This window comes from Campylobacter gastrosuis, assembly GCF_030249845.1.
GTDB lineage: Bacteria > Campylobacterota > Campylobacteria > Campylobacterales > Campylobacteraceae > Campylobacter_A > Campylobacter_A gastrosuis.
Genome location: NZ_JANURM010000013.1, coordinates 37,974 through 52,050, shown reverse-complemented (window position 1 = coordinate 52,050; position 14,077 = coordinate 37,974). Strand labels below are relative to the sequence as shown.

Below are 14,077 nucleotides of genomic sequence, written 5' to 3'. Positions count from 1 at the left end.
CGGCAATATCATCAGCCGAGCTTATGCCTTTTGGACAGCGGTCAGCACACTCTTGACAATGCACGCACTTCCAAAGACCATTTGCAATGGCTGGTTTTAGGTGAGTTAGCGGGTCTTTTGAGCGTGAATCATAAGCTGCTCTAAATGCGTGAGTAAATACAAAAGGCTGCATATAGTCGCTTGAATCAGCGGCTAGTTTGTTACACTCACTAGCACAGCTACCGCATAGGATGCAGTCCCATTGCTTTTTAATCGCATCAACTTCTGCTTGTGTCTGAACGCAACCTTTTTTCTCAGAAAAAGCTTCTTTTGGTGTGATAGTAGGCTTTATCTTTCTTAAATTCTCAATACTTGGCTCCCAATCAACGACTAAATCTGAAAGGACTTTAAAATTCGCTAATGGCGAAATTCTAAAACTCTCTGGATTTTCGTATTCTTCTAAAAGCTCCTCCATTTTTGTATCACAGGCAAGATATGAGTGTCCATTTACTCTAACCGCACAAGCTCCGCAAATCGCCGAACGGCAAGAAGCTGTGAAATTTAGCGAGATGTCTTGTGTGCGTTTTATGTGTTGAAGTAGGCTTAAAAGCGTTTTGCCCTTTACTTCATCTATGCTTAGCTCGTAAGTTTGTTCGTATTTTTTGACTCCGTCAAATCGGTCAATTATAAATTTCATTAGTATTTCCTCTCTTCAACTGCAAATTCAGTAATAACCACATCTTTGTAGTTAATATTTAAGCTATCATCTTTTAGCGTAATTAGGCTGTGTTTTAAGAAATTTACGTCATCTCTTTTTGGATAGTCCTCACGTGTGTGAGCACCACGGCTCTCTTTTCTATTAAGGGCTGCTAAACAAGCACATCTTGCTAGAAGTATAAGGTTGCCAAATTCTAAATACTCAATTAGAGCTGTGTTGTAAAACATATTTGAGTTTGAAATTTTAAGATTGTTGTATTTAGCCCAAATTTCATCTAAAATTTGAATGTGTTTTTCAAGCTTTTCGCCGGTTCTAAAAATTCCCATATTATCCCAGTTGTATTTGCCAAATTCCTCTCTTAAATCGTAAAGTTCATTTGGCTTTGAGTTGCCACTTGTGATATTTTTAAGTTTTTCTCTCCACTTTTTAGCAAGCTCATCTGCGTGTTTGCCAGAGCCAAAATTTTGCCTTTTATCCGCATAATCACCAGCACCCTCACCAGCTAATTTGCCAGTTACAGCAGCGTCAGTTAGGCTATTGCCACCTAAGCGATTTGCGCCGTGGATAGAGGCACAGCTAGTTTCACCAGCCGCAAAAAGACCCGGCAAATGAGTGCTCATATCATCAAATTTAGCAATCTCAATGCCACCCATTGAGTAGTGAGCGGTTGGGCGAATCTTAATCGGCTCTTTAACCAAGTCTATACCCTCAAAAAGTAGTCCAACGTGGCGAATTTGTGGTAATTCATTCATAATTCGCTCCTCGCCTAAATGCGTAACATCTAAAAGCACATACGAGCCCATACCCTCGCCAAAGCCGTTGCCAAGGCGTATTTCGGTTTCTATTGAGCGTGAAACGATATCCCTTGGGGCTAACTCCATACGTTTTGAGTATTTGCTCATAAAACGTTCGCCCTTGTTGTTAATTAGCTTACCGCCAAGCCCGCGTGCAGCTTCTGTTATCAATGCACCGCCGTTTCTAACGCCAGTTGGGTGAAATTGAAGCATTTCAGGGTCTTTAAACGCCAAACCAGCTCTAAGTGCTGCTGCTACGCCGTCACCACTTGCGTTAAATGGTGTTGAAGTTCGGTTAAAAAACACTCTTGTATAACCACCAGTCGCTAACACGACCGATTTTGCCAAAACTGGCGTAACATCGCCGTTTTGCATATTTAAAAGCACCACGCCCTCGCACTCATTGCCGTCAATTGCAATATCAAGCAAGTAGTGATCTAGCAAAAATTTCACGCCAGTTGTGATGGCTTCATCAAGACAGGTATGCATCATTATTGAGCCGGTTTTATCAGCGGCGTAGTTACAGCGTTCATACTTAGCACCACCAGCAAAACGCCTTGCTACGGTGTTATCCTTTTGTCTATTAAATGGCATACCAGCATAGTCAAGCTCGTGAATCGCCTCTGTGGCTTTTTGTGCGAATTTTATAATGGCGTCTTGATCTCCTAAAAAGTCGCTACCCTTTACCGTGTCATAAGCGTGAAGTCTTTGAGAGTCGCCGTTTTCAAAGTCAATAACGCCGTTTATACCGCCTTCTGCCATACAGGTTGCGTTGCGTGATGGCATACCTTTATTTACGACTACTACGCTTAAATTTGGGTGCTTTTTTCTAACAGCCACAGCAGCCCTAAGCCCCGCTCCACCCGAGCCGATGACTAAAACATCAACGCTAGGCAGAGAGTTTTTATTGCCACCTTTAAGCTCACTAGCTATAACAGACGCTGGGCTAGAAGCCGCAAGCGCACCAATGCCGATAGTGGCTGATTTTATAAAATCTCGCCTACTAAATTTTTCTTCATTCATAAATAACTCCTTAAACAAGACCTTTTATATCTTATTATTTTATTAAACCAAAAAATTAATGGCGAAATTTTATTCTAAATTTTTATATAAGTCAAATATTATTTTATATATTGCCTTATAAGATAAAAATTATAATATCTTAAAATTTTAAGTTTTTGATATAATTAGTCCAAAATTTCAAGGCATTAGATGAGAAAAGAGCTATTTAAAAACACAAGACGCATAGTCGTAAAAGTCGGCACTTCAACGCTTACAAACAGCGACGGCACGTTAAATGAGAGCCTGATAAAAAGCCTAGTGGCACAGATTTGCGCTATTAAGAATTTAGGTTACGAAGTGATTTTGGTAACCTCAGGTGCCGTTGGCGCTGGTATGGGGCGACTAGTGGTTAGCGTAAAGCCCAAAAACATCGCGCAAAAACAAGCCTTAGCAGCAGTCGGACAGGTCGCACTTATGCACCTTTATGAGCGCGTATTTTGGGCGTATTCACGCACGATCGCACAGCTTTTATTAACAAGAGCCGACTTTGACGATAGAAAACGCTACCTAAACGCCAGAAACGTCTGCAACGCACTTTTAACGCAGGGCATAGTGCCGATCATAAACGAAAACGACCCAGTCGTAGCCGATGAGCTAAAAGTAGGCGATAATGACACTCTTTCAGCGCTCGTTTGCGGGCTAACTGACGCTGATTTGCTCATCATTTTAAGCGACATAGACGGACTTTACACAGCAAATCCAAACAGCGACAAAAACGCAAAACTGCTAAATTTAGTGCAAAATATTGATGAAAATATCGTAAAAATGGCTGGTGGCGAGGGGAGTAAATTTGGCACTGGCGGTATGGCTACAAAGATAAGTGCGGCAAAAATCGCCACAAAAAACGGCACAAATATGCTAATTGCAAATGGCAAAACGAGCGACATTTTAACTAAAATCATAAACGGCGATGAGCTTGGAACGCTATTTTTGGCTAAAAACGGCGTAAATTCGCGTAAATTTTGGGTCGCATTTGGTGCGAGTAAAAAGGGCGTTTTAGTCGTTGATGAAGGCGCGGCAGCGGCTTTAAAAAGTGGCAAAAGCTTGCTTGCTGTGGGGATAAAAAAGGTCGTCGGCGAGTTTGAGCGTGGCTTTGTGGTAGATATTTGCACCGCTAAAAACGAAACTATCGCAAGCGGTATCACAAACTACTCATCAGATGATATAGCTCGTATTTTAGGGCTAAAAAGCGATGAATTTGAAGCGATTTTGGGGCACAAAACGGACGATGAGATTATACACGCTGATAATGTGGCAGTTAAGGGGTAAAAATGAGTGAAATTTTAAATCTTGCAAAGAGAGCAAAAGAGAGTAGTTTTAAGCTAGTAAATTTAAAAACAGGCGTGAAAAATAGCGTCCTAAACGCCGTAGCAAACGAGCTAATAGGCAAAAAAGAGTGGATAAAATCGCAAAATGAGATTGACTTAAAAAATGGCAAGGATAGCGGTCTAAGCACGGCTTTGCTTGACCGCTTGACGCTAACTGACGCGCGAATTGAGGCAATGGCAAAGGGGTTAAATGAAGTTGCGAGTTTGAGCGACCCAGTGGGCGAAATTTTAAGCGGATTTAAGCACCCAAATGGTATGCAAATCAGCAAAATTCGCACTCCGCTTGGCGTCATCGGTATGATTTATGAGAGCCGTCCAAACGTCAGCATTGACGTGGCAGCGCTTGCATTAAAAAGCTCAAACGCCGTGATTTTACGGGGCTCAGCAAGTGCTTTAAACTCAAACATCGCCCTTGTTGAAATTTTTAACAAAGTCGCCACAAAACACGACGTGCCAAGTGGTGCGATCTCGTTAATTTGCGACACAAGGCGAGAGAGCGTAAGTCAAATGATACGCCTAAATGGGCTAATTGACGTCATAATCCCAAGAGGCGGTAAAAATTTAAAGGAATTTATCACGCAAAACGCCACGATACCGGTGATTGAAACTGGCGCTGGGATTTGTCATATTTTTGTTGATGAGAGCGCGGATATTAGTAAAGCCTTAGCGATAATCAAAAACGCCAAAACGCAACGTCCAAGCGTGTGTAACGCCGCTGAATGCGTGATTTTGCACAAAAATATCGTTGATAAAATTATGCCGCTTTTAATCGCTGAGCTTTCAGGCGTAGAGCTAAGATTAGAGCGTGAAATTTGGCAAAATTACGAAGGGTTTGAAAACGTGCGTTTAGCCGATGAGAGCGACTTTGGGGCGGAGTTTTTAGAACTTATTTTGGCGGTTAAAAGCGTGGGCGATTTAAACGAAGCCATAAATTTCATAAACGCTCATTCTAGCGGTCATTCAGACGCGATTTTAAGCAAAAATTACGAAAATATAGAGAATTTTTTAAATGCGGTCGGCAGTGCGGTCGTTTATGCAAACGCCTCGACTAGATTTAGCGACGGCGGCGAGTTTGGCTTTGGCGGAGAGATTGGAATTTCAACGCAAAAACTTCACGCAAGAGGACCAATGGGCTTAAAGGAGCTTACGACTTACAAATATATCGTGCGTGGAGCTGGGCAGGTTAGATAACATATTGTCTAAGTTAATGCTTCCTTGGTTTTCTATTAGGTTGCTTAATTAAATTTTTAAGGATATTTATGGTACCACAATATAAAGATATGATGTTTCCGATATTGAAGTTTCTTGGCAAAAACACCAAAGCAAGACTTCAAGAAGTCTACGATGAGACCTATAAATTTTTAACTGAGGATTTTAAGTGTGAATCAAATGAGTTAAAAAGAGTGGTTACAAACGGAAAATTTGTTTACGAGGATCGTGCCGGTTGGGCTTTGACATACCTTACGATACTTAAAACCTTTAAACAAAATAATCAAGATAAAAACTTGGTTAAGAGAGTTGAACGTGGGATTTACGAAATTACCGAATATGGCAAAAAAATACTTTTAGACAAAGACGCGCGAAATAAATTTGAAAATTGGTACGATGAAATATATAAAAATAAAGATACGTGTAAGACATTAAAAAATAAAACTAGTACATCAAAAAACAAAGAAGAATCAAACTACACGCCAATTGAAATTATAGAACAAGCCACAGGCGAGTTAAATGAAAACCTAAAATCCCAAATTTTAGATGAAATTTCACAAAAAGATCCAAATTTTTTTGAATACTTAGTATCAAAACTATTAGAAAAGATGGGCTACGGAGTAGGTAGGCTTACTAAAAGCGGTGCAGACGGTGGAATTGACGGCATTATTAATGAGGATGAGCTGGGTCTTTCTCAAATTTATATTCAAGCTAAAAGTTGGCAAGGTAGCGTTTCTCGCCCTGAAATTCAAAAATTTGTCGGAGCTATATCTGATAAACAAACCAAAAAAGGCGTGTTTATTACCACTTCAAATTTTACGAAAGAAGCTAGAGAGTACGCTAAAAACGTACAGAGCCACACTGTAATACTAGTGGATGGGGATAGACTTGCAGAACTTATGATAAAGTATAAAATCGGCGTGCAAGTAAGGCAAATTTTAGAGATTTGCGATATAGACGGCGACTTTTTTGGTTATTAAAAATTCAAAGGATAAAAATGAAACTAGGTTTTATCGGTGTTGGCAATATGGCAAGTGCGATGATAACTGCACTTTTGGGGCAAAAAATATGTGCGTTTAGCAAGGGTAAAAATGGCGAGTTTTTAAGCAAAAATGGTGCTCGTATTTTAAGCAGCGAAAAAGAGGTCGCTAAAAACGCAGATATCGTGATCTTGGCAGTTAAGCCAAAAGATTACGATGTGATTTTAGGCGTTATTAAAGACGAGATGAGTGGTAAAATTTTAGTTAGTTTGGCTCCAAATTTTAGCATTTCTAAGCTACAAAATACACTAAAAAACGCAAAAATCGCTCGTGCTATGCCAAACACACCAGCCCTTGTCAAATCAGCCACAACCGCACTTTGCTTTGATGAAAATTTTAGCGATTTAGACAAACAAAATGTGGCTGGTATCTTTAAAAGTTTTGGCGAAGTTTTTGAGATTAAAGAGAGCGAATTTGGGGCATTTGTGGGCATTGCGGGAAGCCTTCCTGCCTATGCGTTTATGTTTATTGAGGCCCTTGCTGACGCTGGGGTTTTAAACGGGCTAAATAGAAAAATGGCTTACAAAATCGCCTCAAACGCCCTTTTAGGCTCAGCCAAAATGGCGCTTTTAAGCGATAAACACGTAGCAGAGCTTAAAGACGAGGTTTGCTCGCCATCTGGCACAACCATTGAAGCGGTGGCGAGTTTGGAGAAAAACGGCTTTCGCTCAGCCGTGATTGAAGCGGTAAATGCCTGCGTTAAAAAGGCAAACTCATAAGTGCTTTTTAACTAGCTCTAAAATCATATCGCAAACGCCTTGTGGCAGGGATTTTAGGCGGTTTTTCACGCCGTTTAAAATCTCATTTTTATAACTAATTGCACCGCTAACGCCAAGTAAATTTGTAAATGAGTTTTTAACGCTGTCATTATGCACTGGCTTACCAGCCTCGCTCTCATCGCTAGTCGCGTCAATTATGTCATCTTGAATCTGAAACGCAAGACCCAAATCAAGCCCAAGCTCGTAAATTTCATCGCACATTTTCTCATCACACTCAGCGATCACAGCTCCCATTTTTAGACTTGCAGCGATTAGTTTTGCGGTTTTGTGAGTGTGTAGGAATTTTAGCTCATCAAGTGTGAGCGGTTTTTTCTCAAAAAAGCAGTCAATGGCTTGACCCAGCACCATACCGCTAGCACCGCCATTTTGGCTTAAAATTTCAACGCATTTAATGCGAATTTCACTGCTTAAATTAGCACGAGAAATTTCAAAAAAAGCGTGAGTATTTAGCGCATCTCCTGCTAAAACTGCCGTGACTTCATCGTATTTAACGTGCAAAGTGGGCTTACCACGCCTAAGTGGGGCGTTATCCATCACTGGCAAATCATCGTGGATTAGCGAGTATGTGTGAAGTAGCTCCACGCCAAGTGCCACACGCATTGCAGCAGCTAAATTACGCGGTTTTAAAGCACTAACAACACCAAGCAAAAGAGAGGCACGAAAGTGCTTACCACCGGCTTTTAGCATATCGCTTAAAGCGATTTCATAGTGCGGATGAAAGCTAGGTGCAGTCGGCAAATTTTCGTTTAAAAAATCGGTAAAATTCATCTAACTACCCTTGCAAAAAAGTCAAACTCGCCACGCCTAAATAGGAGCAAAAAGCTACTTTGGGTGTTGATTTTTGCGTCTAAATCCTTTTTATTTTTTACCAAATCTTTGTTAAATTGCAAAATTTTATCATTTACGCTGACGCCAAAATTTGACGCTTCTGAGCCTTCATTTACCTTTGTAACGACTAAATTTCTATCCACCACGATGCCGTATTTGCCCAAAATCTCATCAAGCCTTACAAACTCACTAGCCTCGTTTTGCATTTTGTCTAAAATTTCACTAACTTTTGGCGAAATTTCATCTATTTTGTTATCCTTTAAAGCCACATCACCAGAGACCGGGACAAAAATTTTAAGCTCTTCATCATTACGCCTGATTTTAAACTCCAAAAGTGTGCCTTTTTTAGCAAACAAAACCGCCTCATTTAGCCACCTTAGGCTATCTGGGGCTTTGTTATCAACGGCTAAAATTTCATCACCTTTCATCAGTGCCTTGCCACGCCCAAGTGGGTCAGATGAGCCTACAAAAAAGCCATTTTCTTTTTGTTCAAAAACCACGCCAATATCGCCGTAATAGACATCATCATACTCCGCAAAATGCCTTAAATAGCGGTTTGGGATAAATTTATCCGTGCCGATTGCAATGCCTATCATCTTACAGCACGGCGAGTTAAGCTCTGCTGTGACATTCACGTCAAAATTTAGTGTGTCAAGGTCGCCAAGCCCAAGCCCAAACGCCTTAATATGCCCCATTAAAGTGGCGTTTTTATCGCTTAGAGTGCCGATCCACGTGGTTTTATTTACCTTTGATTCATCAAGCTCATCAGCCATAACTGGCACAAAAAGCTCCTTGTCGCTCTTAACCAAATAAAGCCCCAAATATGGGTCAAATTTCACATAATCATTAATCGGCGTGTCTGAATTTTTAACCACGGCGATTAAATTTTTACCCACGCTAACGCCGTAATTGCCATTTACAGAGATGATTGATGCCTTGTTTTTTTCATAGCAGACATTAAAATCGTCTTGTGTCGGGCGTGGTGCCGCTAGAAGTGCCACACAAAGGGCAAAAAATACGAGTAGTTTTCTCACGCTAATCCTTTAAAATTTTAATCCGCCAAGTCCGCCTAAACCGCCAAGCATTTGCGTTGCCATCGCCTTTTTATCATCTTCTACCATTTTTAAAACATCATTAACAGCACTAATTAGCAAAATTTGCAAACTCTCCTTGTCATCAAGCAAACTATCATCAATGCTAATGTCTAAAATTTCGCCCTTGCCGTTTGCTTTGACGCTAATTAAACCGCCACCACTTTTAGCCCCAAACTCCTTGCTTTCACGCTCTTTTTCAATCTCGGCTGCCTTTTGCTGTGCTTGATTTAGCACTTCGCCCATTTTAGAAAAATCAAAATTTTCAAACATAAAAATTCCTTTTAAATTTTGGCGATTATAACAGATTTAATCTTTTTTAAATTTAAAATCTAATATAATCGCCCTTTTAAAATTTTAAAAAGAGAGTTTTATGGCAAAAGATGATGTTATAGAGATTGATGGTAACGTGATTGAGGCACTGCCGAGTGCGACTTTTAAGGTTGAGCTTGACAACAAACACGTGATTTTATGCCACATCGCTGGTAAAATGAGAATGCACTACATAAAAATAATGCCGGGCGACAGAGTAAAGGTAGAGCTGACGCCTTATAGTCTTGATAAGGGTCGTATAACTTATCGCTACAAATAAAAAATTTGCCTAGAATTTCTAGGCAAATCCTGCGTTTAAAAATTTATAAAGCTACTTTTGGATAAAATCCCCACTTTGCAACAAAGCTGTATGAAGAACTATTTTTAAAATTTCTCACTTTATTTTAAAAATCGTTGGTTTGGGGCTTTCGCCAAACCTGTGTGCAGTTTGCTAAAAAGTGAAATAAATTTTTAGGAGACACAATGAAAGTTCGTCCTTCTGTAAAGAAGATGTGTGACAAGTGCAAAGTTGTCAAACGCCAAGGTGTTGTTCGTATTATCTGCGAAAATCCAAAACATAAGCAAAGACAAGGATAAGCGATGGCACGTATAGCAGGTGTAGATTTACCAAACAAAAAGAGAATAGAGTATGGCTTAACATACATCTATGGTATAGGTCTTTACAAATCACGTCAAATTCTTGACGCTGTTAAAATCTCTTATGATAAGAGAGTTTTTGAGTTAAGTGAAGACGAGGCTGCGGCTATCCGCAAAGAAATTCAAGAACACCACATTGTTGAGGGCGATTTAAGAAAGCAAGTTGCTATGGATATAAAAGCACTTATGGACTTAGGTAGCTATCGTGGTCTTCGCCACAGAAAAGGTCTTCCTGTTCGCGGTCAAAAGACTAAGACAAACGCTAGAACTCGCAAGGGTAAGCGTAAAACAGTCGGTGCAGCGACTAAGTAATAAAGGATAGACAATGGCAAAAAGAAAAATCGTAAAGAAAAAAGTCGTTAGAAAAAGTATAGCCAAAGGTATCGTTTATATTAGTGCATCATTTAACAACACTATGGTAACCGTTACCGATGAAATGGGAAATGCGATAGCGTGGAGCAGTGCTGGTGGTCTTGGCTTTAAAGGTAGCAAAAAATCAACTCCTTATGCAGCACAACAAGCTGTTGAGGACGCATTAAGCAAGGCAAAAGAGCACGGCATAAAAGAGGTCGGCATTAAGGTTCAAGGTCCGGGCAGCGGACGTGAAACAGCGGTTAAGAGTGTAGGTGCAGTAGAGGGCATAAAGGTGACTTTCCTTAAAGATATAACTCCACTTGCTCACAATGGTTGCAGACCACCAAAACGCCGCCGCGTCTAATGAAGTAAGAATTTAGGAGAATTATTATGGCTAGATATAGAGGACCTGTTGAAAAATTAGAAAGACGTCTTGGTGTATCTCTTGCGTTAAAGGGCGAGAGAAGATTAGTTGGTAAGAGTGCGCTTGATAAACGCCCATTCGCACCAGGTCAGCACGGACAAAGAAGAGCAAAGATAAGTGAATACGGCTTACAACTACGTGAAAAACAAAAAGCTAAATTTATGTATGGCGTAAGCGAGAAGCAGTTTAGCCGTCTATTTGCAGAAGCTGCACGTAGAGAGGGCAACACTGGTGCCTTGCTTGTTCAGCTATTAGAGCAAAGACTTGATAACGTAGTTTATAGAATGGGCTTTGCGACAACTCGCCGTTTTGCACGTCAGCTTGTAACTCACGGACACATTTTAGTAAATGGTAAAAGGGTTGATATCCCATCTTACAGAGTTGAGCCGGGTGCTAAGATTGAGATTGTTGAAAAGTCAAAAAACAACCCACAAATCGTTCGTGCAGTTGATTTAACAGCACAAACTGGCATTGTTGGCTGGGTTGATGTTGAAAAAGATAAGAAATTTGGAATTTTTACAAGAAATCCAGAAAGAGAAGAGGTTATCATCCCAATTGAGGAGAGATTTATAGTAGAGCTTTACTCAAAATAATAGAAGGTATAATGATGAGAAAAATTACCACATCAGCTTATATGCCGACTGAGATTAAGGTAGAGAACATTAGTGACAATGAAGCTAGGGTGATAGCATATCCGTTTGAAACTGGATATGCCGTTACATTAGCACACCCGCTTCGCCGCCTACTTTTTACTAGCACCGTTGGATTTGCTCCGACTGGTGTTAAGATTAAGGGCGTTAGCCACGAATTTGATAGTATGCGTGGTATGCTTGAAGATGTTGCTCTTTTCATTATAAATTTAAAAAATTTACGCTTTAAACTTAAAAATGACAACCAAAGAGAGGTTGTTGAGTATAATTTTAAAGGACCAAAAGAGATAACTGGTGCTGATTTAAACAACGACATCGTTGAGATAGTAAATCCAGACGCCTATCTTGCCACGCTAAATGAGGACGCTGAGCTTAGTTTTAGCCTAATCGTTCAAAAGGGCATTGGCTACGTTTCTAGCGAGGATTTAAGGGGCGATGTTGATGATGATTATATCGCACTTGACGCATTTTTCACGCCGGTAAAAAAGATAGTTTATGATATTGAAAAGGTCTTGGTTGAGGATAATCCAGACTTTGAAAAAATCGTATTTACTATCACGACAGATGGGCAGGTTAAGCCAGTTGAAGCGTTTAAAAACGCCCTTGAAGCTATGTATCAGCAAATGTCGGTATTTAAAGGAATTTTAAACATTGACATAAATGCCGTAAGTAGCTCAAATTCTAGCATTGGTAGCGAGTATTCAAAGCTTTTAGCTAGTGTTGAGGAGCTTGGGCTTAGTGCTAGAAGCTTTAATTGTATTGACAAGGCTGAGATTAGATTTATCGGTGAGCTTGCCTTAATGGACGAAAATGAGCTAAAAGATCTAAAAAATCTTGGCAAAAAATCTCTTGATGAGATTAAGGCTGTTATGGAAGAGATAGGTTATCCAGTAGGCGTAAATTTACCAAAAGACAGCAGAGAACAGCTTAAAAAGAAGATAGCTGAGCTAAAATCACAAATGAGCCCAAAAGAAGGATAAAAAATGAGACATAAACACGGATATAGAAAGCTTGGCAGGACATCATCTCACCGCTCTGCTTTGCTTAAAAATTTAGCAATTGCAATCATAAAAAGCGGTAAGATAGAGACAACTTTGCCAAAAGCAAAAGAGTTAAGAAGCTATATTGAAAAGCTTATCACAAGAGCTAGAAAGGGCGATTTTAACGCTCACAGAGCTGTTTTTGCTAATTTACAAGATAAAGAGAGCACAAATAAGCTTGTAACAGAAGTAGCACCAAAATTTGCAAATCGCAATGGCGGTTATACTCGTATCATCAAAACTCGCATTCGCCGTGGCGATGCTGCCGAAATGGCTTACATAGAGCTAGTTAGCGAGTAATCTTAGGGGCGATTGCCCCTTTTTTCTAAAATTCACACTTTAAATCAAATTTTCTAAACTAAAATCTTTTACGGACAGAATTTGTCAAAAATTTTAATTATACTTGCGTTTAATGATTTGCAAATCAAACCAAAATAAAAATCATTTTTAGGAGTTTAAAATGGCTTCAAGCAGTATTGACAGCAGAGTTTTTGGGGTGCTTTTTGCAAGTGATGAGATGAAGAAAATTTTTAGCGATGAAAACCGTGTTCAAAAGTGGTTAGATACCCAAGCCGCACTTGCTAGGGCTTAGGCAAAGCTTGGCATTATTACTAAACATCAAGCAGATCAAATCACAAAATTTGCCAAAGCCTAGCTTTTAGATATTGACGATGTTATAGTATTATAAAAGCCCAATCACAACTATCTCACTTTTAAAAGAATTTTTGACGATAACAGCGGAGAATTTGTGCATTGGGGTGCTACTAGTCAGGACATAATGGATAATGGCTTGGTACTTCAAATTCGTGAGGCACACGCACTTTTAGTAAAACTTTTAACAAAAACATATCACGAATGTTTAAGGTTTAGCGATAAATACAAAAGCACCGTTATGGCTGGTCGCACACACGTTATACACGCATTGCCAATTACTTTTGGCTTTAAAACTGCTATGTGGGCACAAGAGATCAAGCGAAGCTTAGAGCGACTTGATAAGATAAAGCCACACCTTTTTGTCGGACAGCTAAGTGGTGCGGTTGGCACACTTGCTAGTCAAGAGGGCAAAGGCTTTGAAATGCAACGCCTAATGATGCAGGATTTGGGACTTAATGTGCCAGTCATCTCGTGGCACCCAAGTCGCGATCATATCGCTGAGTTTGTTTTGTTAGAAGCGATAATTGCTGGGACGATAGGTCGCATTGCACGTGAAATTTTAAGTCTTCAAAGAACTGAAATTTGTGAATTAAAGAGCCATTTTTTATGGGTAAGGTCGGTAGTTCAACAATGCCACACAAACGAAATCCGCAAGTTTGTGAAAGTGTCATCGCTCTAACTAGAATTGTGCGTGCCCAGGCACCTTTGGCAGTTGAAGCTATGGGTTGTGAAAATGAGCGCGACTGGGGTTGTGAAACAGTAGAGTGGATATCGTGCCACACGCCTCTGTCTGTTTAGCAGCCGCACTTGAAAAACAAAACGACATTTTAGAAAATTTAATCGTCTATCCACAAAATATGCGTGAAAATTTAGACAAACTAAAAGGCGCTATGCTTAGCGAGGCAGTAATGCTTCACCTTGGCGAAAAGTTAGGCAGATTAAGCGCTCACGAGATTGTTTATGAGGTTTGTATGAAGGCGTTTGTGGATAAAAAGCCAGTTATTGATGACCTTTTAGAGCGTGAAGAGGTGGCAAAATACTTTACAAGAGCGGATTTAGAAAAGATTATGAATCCAGAGCTTTACATCGGTGAGAGCGTGGCGTTTGTCGAGCGTGTTTTAGCCGATAGTAAAAATTTATAGCCAAACCCTAAATTTT

At 40.0% G+C, this 14,077-nt stretch carries 19 protein-coding genes; 14 read left to right on the top strand and 5 right to left on the bottom strand.

What is annotated here, in order from left to right:
* Together NYG85_RS08955 and sdhA are read right to left on the bottom strand one after the other, a co-directional pair.
* Positions 1 to 676 (bottom strand): succinate dehydrogenase/fumarate reductase iron-sulfur subunit (locus NYG85_RS08955; protein ID WP_284938162.1); only part of this gene is annotated, 676 nt, incomplete at its 3' end.
* Positions 676 to 2,514, bottom strand: coding sequence for an 8-methylmenaquinol:fumarate reductase flavoprotein subunit (gene sdhA, locus NYG85_RS08950; RefSeq protein WP_284938161.1), 1,839 nt, complete (start codon positions 2,512 to 2,514; stop codon positions 676 to 678). The genes NYG85_RS08955 and sdhA, both read right to left, overlap by 1 nt.
* A gap of 189 nt (positions 2,515 to 2,703) precedes the next feature.
* On the opposite strand from sdhA, the gene proB reads away from it, so the two are divergent.
* The 4 genes from proB (at position 2,704) to proC (ending at position 6,849) form a co-directional block, all read left to right on the top strand.
* Positions 2,704 to 3,822: a glutamate 5-kinase gene (gene proB, locus NYG85_RS08945; protein WP_284938160.1), complete on the top strand. Its 1,119-nt coding sequence runs from the start codon at positions 2,704 to 2,706 to the stop codon at positions 3,820 to 3,822.
* Between the two features lie 2 nt (positions 3,823 to 3,824).
* Positions 3,825 to 5,072 (top strand): glutamate-5-semialdehyde dehydrogenase, encoded by a 1,248-nt coding sequence (locus NYG85_RS08940; RefSeq protein ID WP_284938159.1) that lies wholly within the window; start codon positions 3,825 to 3,827, stop codon positions 5,070 to 5,072.
* Between the two features lie 68 nt (positions 5,073 to 5,140).
* A complete protein-coding gene (locus NYG85_RS08935) occupies positions 5,141 to 6,070 on the top strand; it encodes a restriction endonuclease (protein ID WP_284938158.1) in 930 nt (309 codons plus the stop codon).
* Between the two features lie 17 nt (positions 6,071 to 6,087).
* Positions 6,088 to 6,849: a pyrroline-5-carboxylate reductase gene (proC, locus tag NYG85_RS08930; RefSeq protein WP_284938156.1), complete on the top strand. Its 762-nt coding sequence runs from the start codon at positions 6,088 to 6,090 to the stop codon at positions 6,847 to 6,849.
* Here the strand turns inward: proC and NYG85_RS08925 are convergent.
* From NYG85_RS08925 to NYG85_RS08915, 3 genes are read right to left on the bottom strand one after another with little or no spacing between them, the layout of a single operon-like run.
* Positions 6,844 to 7,677 carry a polyprenyl synthetase family protein gene (locus tag NYG85_RS08925; RefSeq protein WP_284938155.1) on the bottom strand — a complete coding sequence of 278 codons (834 nt, stop codon included), beginning with the start codon at positions 7,675 to 7,677 and terminating at the stop codon, positions 6,844 to 6,846. The two genes, proC and NYG85_RS08925, sit on opposite strands and share 6 nt — an antisense overlap.
* On the bottom strand, positions 7,674 to 8,771 hold the full coding sequence (locus NYG85_RS08920) for a DUF7488 domain-containing protein (protein WP_284938154.1): 1,098 nt from the start codon (positions 8,769 to 8,771) through the stop codon (positions 7,674 to 7,676). Before NYG85_RS08920 ends, NYG85_RS08925 begins: the two co-directional genes overlap by 4 nt.
* Positions 8,772 to 8,780: 9 nt before the next feature.
* Positions 8,781 to 9,101, bottom strand: a complete 321-nt coding sequence (locus NYG85_RS08915; protein WP_284938153.1) for a YbaB/EbfC family nucleoid-associated protein — start codon at positions 9,099 to 9,101, stop codon at positions 8,781 to 8,783.
* A gap of 100 nt (positions 9,102 to 9,201) precedes the next feature.
* Between NYG85_RS08915 and infA the strand changes: the two genes are divergently transcribed.
* The 10 genes from infA to NYG85_RS08860 all read left to right on the top strand — a co-directional run bounded on the left by infA (position 9,202) and on the right by NYG85_RS08860 (position 14,061).
* The gene (gene infA / locus NYG85_RS08910; RefSeq protein WP_284938152.1) at positions 9,202 to 9,420 is read left to right on the top strand and encodes a translation initiation factor IF-1; all 219 of its coding nucleotides are present in this window, start codon (positions 9,202 to 9,204) and stop codon (positions 9,418 to 9,420) included.
* A gap of 203 nt (positions 9,421 to 9,623) precedes the next feature.
* Positions 9,624 to 9,737 carry a 50S ribosomal protein L36 gene (gene rpmJ, locus NYG85_RS08905; protein WP_034970474.1) on the top strand — a complete coding sequence of 38 codons (114 nt, stop codon included), beginning with the start codon at positions 9,624 to 9,626 and terminating at the stop codon, positions 9,735 to 9,737.
* Positions 9,738 to 9,740: 3 nt separating this feature from the next.
* The gene (gene rpsM, locus NYG85_RS08900; protein WP_284938151.1) at positions 9,741 to 10,109 is read left to right on the top strand and encodes a 30S ribosomal protein S13; all 369 of its coding nucleotides are present in this window, start codon (positions 9,741 to 9,743) and stop codon (positions 10,107 to 10,109) included.
* Positions 10,110 to 10,122: 13 nt separating this feature from the next.
* Positions 10,123 to 10,515, top strand: coding sequence for a 30S ribosomal protein S11 (gene rpsK / locus NYG85_RS08895; protein ID WP_034970470.1), 393 nt, complete (start codon positions 10,123 to 10,125; stop codon positions 10,513 to 10,515).
* A gap of 26 nt (positions 10,516 to 10,541) precedes the next feature.
* Positions 10,542 to 11,168, top strand: coding sequence for a 30S ribosomal protein S4 (rpsD, locus tag NYG85_RS08890; protein ID WP_284938149.1), 627 nt, complete (start codon positions 10,542 to 10,544; stop codon positions 11,166 to 11,168).
* Between the two features lie 14 nt (positions 11,169 to 11,182).
* A complete protein-coding gene (locus NYG85_RS08885; protein WP_284938148.1) occupies positions 11,183 to 12,205 on the top strand; it encodes a DNA-directed RNA polymerase subunit alpha in 1,023 nt (340 codons plus the stop codon).
* A gap of 3 nt (positions 12,206 to 12,208) precedes the next feature.
* The gene (gene rplQ, locus NYG85_RS08880; protein WP_034970464.1) at positions 12,209 to 12,565 is read left to right on the top strand and encodes a 50S ribosomal protein L17; all 357 of its coding nucleotides are present in this window, start codon (positions 12,209 to 12,211) and stop codon (positions 12,563 to 12,565) included.
* A 160-nt stretch (positions 12,566 to 12,725) separates the two neighbouring features.
* Positions 12,726 to 12,857: a hypothetical protein gene (locus NYG85_RS08875; protein WP_284938147.1), complete on the top strand. Its 132-nt coding sequence runs from the start codon at positions 12,726 to 12,728 to the stop codon at positions 12,855 to 12,857.
* Positions 12,858 to 13,013: 156 nt separating this feature from the next.
* Positions 13,014 to 13,598 (top strand): lyase family protein, encoded by a 585-nt coding sequence (locus NYG85_RS08870; RefSeq protein ID WP_284938146.1) that lies wholly within the window; start codon positions 13,014 to 13,016, stop codon positions 13,596 to 13,598.
* A gap of 85 nt (positions 13,599 to 13,683) precedes the next feature.
* Complete coding sequence (locus NYG85_RS08860; RefSeq protein ID WP_284938144.1) at positions 13,684 to 14,061, top strand: lyase family protein; 378 nt, start codon at positions 13,684 to 13,686, stop codon at positions 14,059 to 14,061.
* Positions 14,062 to 14,077: the final 16 nt, after the last annotated feature.

What these genes read in the sequence shown, in the direction of transcription:
- sdhA (WP_284938161.1), bottom strand. Translation starts at nt 2,514, where the DNA reads ATGAATGAAGAAAAATTTAGTAGGCGAGATTTTATAAAATCAGCCACT.
- proB (WP_284938160.1), top strand. Translation starts at nt 2,704, where the DNA reads ATGAGAAAAGAGCTATTTAAAAACACAAGACGCATAGTCGTAAAAGTC.
- NYG85_RS08940 (WP_284938159.1), top strand. Translation starts at nt 3,825, where the DNA reads ATGAGTGAAATTTTAAATCTTGCAAAGAGAGCAAAAGAGAGTAGTTTT.
- NYG85_RS08935 (WP_284938158.1), top strand. Translation starts at nt 5,141, where the DNA reads ATGGTACCACAATATAAAGATATGATGTTTCCGATATTGAAGTTTCTT.
- proC (WP_284938156.1), top strand. Translation starts at nt 6,088, where the DNA reads ATGAAACTAGGTTTTATCGGTGTTGGCAATATGGCAAGTGCGATGATA.
- NYG85_RS08925 (WP_284938155.1), bottom strand. Translation starts at nt 7,677, where the DNA reads ATGAATTTTACCGATTTTTTAAACGAAAATTTGCCGACTGCACCTAGC.
- NYG85_RS08915 (WP_284938153.1), bottom strand. Translation starts at nt 9,101, where the DNA reads ATGTTTGAAAATTTTGATTTTTCTAAAATGGGCGAAGTGCTAAATCAA.
- infA (WP_284938152.1), top strand. Translation starts at nt 9,202, where the DNA reads ATGGCAAAAGATGATGTTATAGAGATTGATGGTAACGTGATTGAGGCA.
- rpmJ (WP_034970474.1), top strand. Translation starts at nt 9,624, where the DNA reads ATGAAAGTTCGTCCTTCTGTAAAGAAGATGTGTGACAAGTGCAAAGTT.
- rpsM (WP_284938151.1), top strand. Translation starts at nt 9,741, where the DNA reads ATGGCACGTATAGCAGGTGTAGATTTACCAAACAAAAAGAGAATAGAG.
- rpsK (WP_034970470.1), top strand. Translation starts at nt 10,123, where the DNA reads ATGGCAAAAAGAAAAATCGTAAAGAAAAAAGTCGTTAGAAAAAGTATA.
- rpsD (WP_284938149.1), top strand. Translation starts at nt 10,542, where the DNA reads ATGGCTAGATATAGAGGACCTGTTGAAAAATTAGAAAGACGTCTTGGT.
- NYG85_RS08885 (WP_284938148.1), top strand. Translation starts at nt 11,183, where the DNA reads ATGAGAAAAATTACCACATCAGCTTATATGCCGACTGAGATTAAGGTA.
- rplQ (WP_034970464.1), top strand. Translation starts at nt 12,209, where the DNA reads ATGAGACATAAACACGGATATAGAAAGCTTGGCAGGACATCATCTCAC.
- NYG85_RS08875 (WP_284938147.1), top strand. Translation starts at nt 12,726, where the DNA reads ATGGCTTCAAGCAGTATTGACAGCAGAGTTTTTGGGGTGCTTTTTGCA.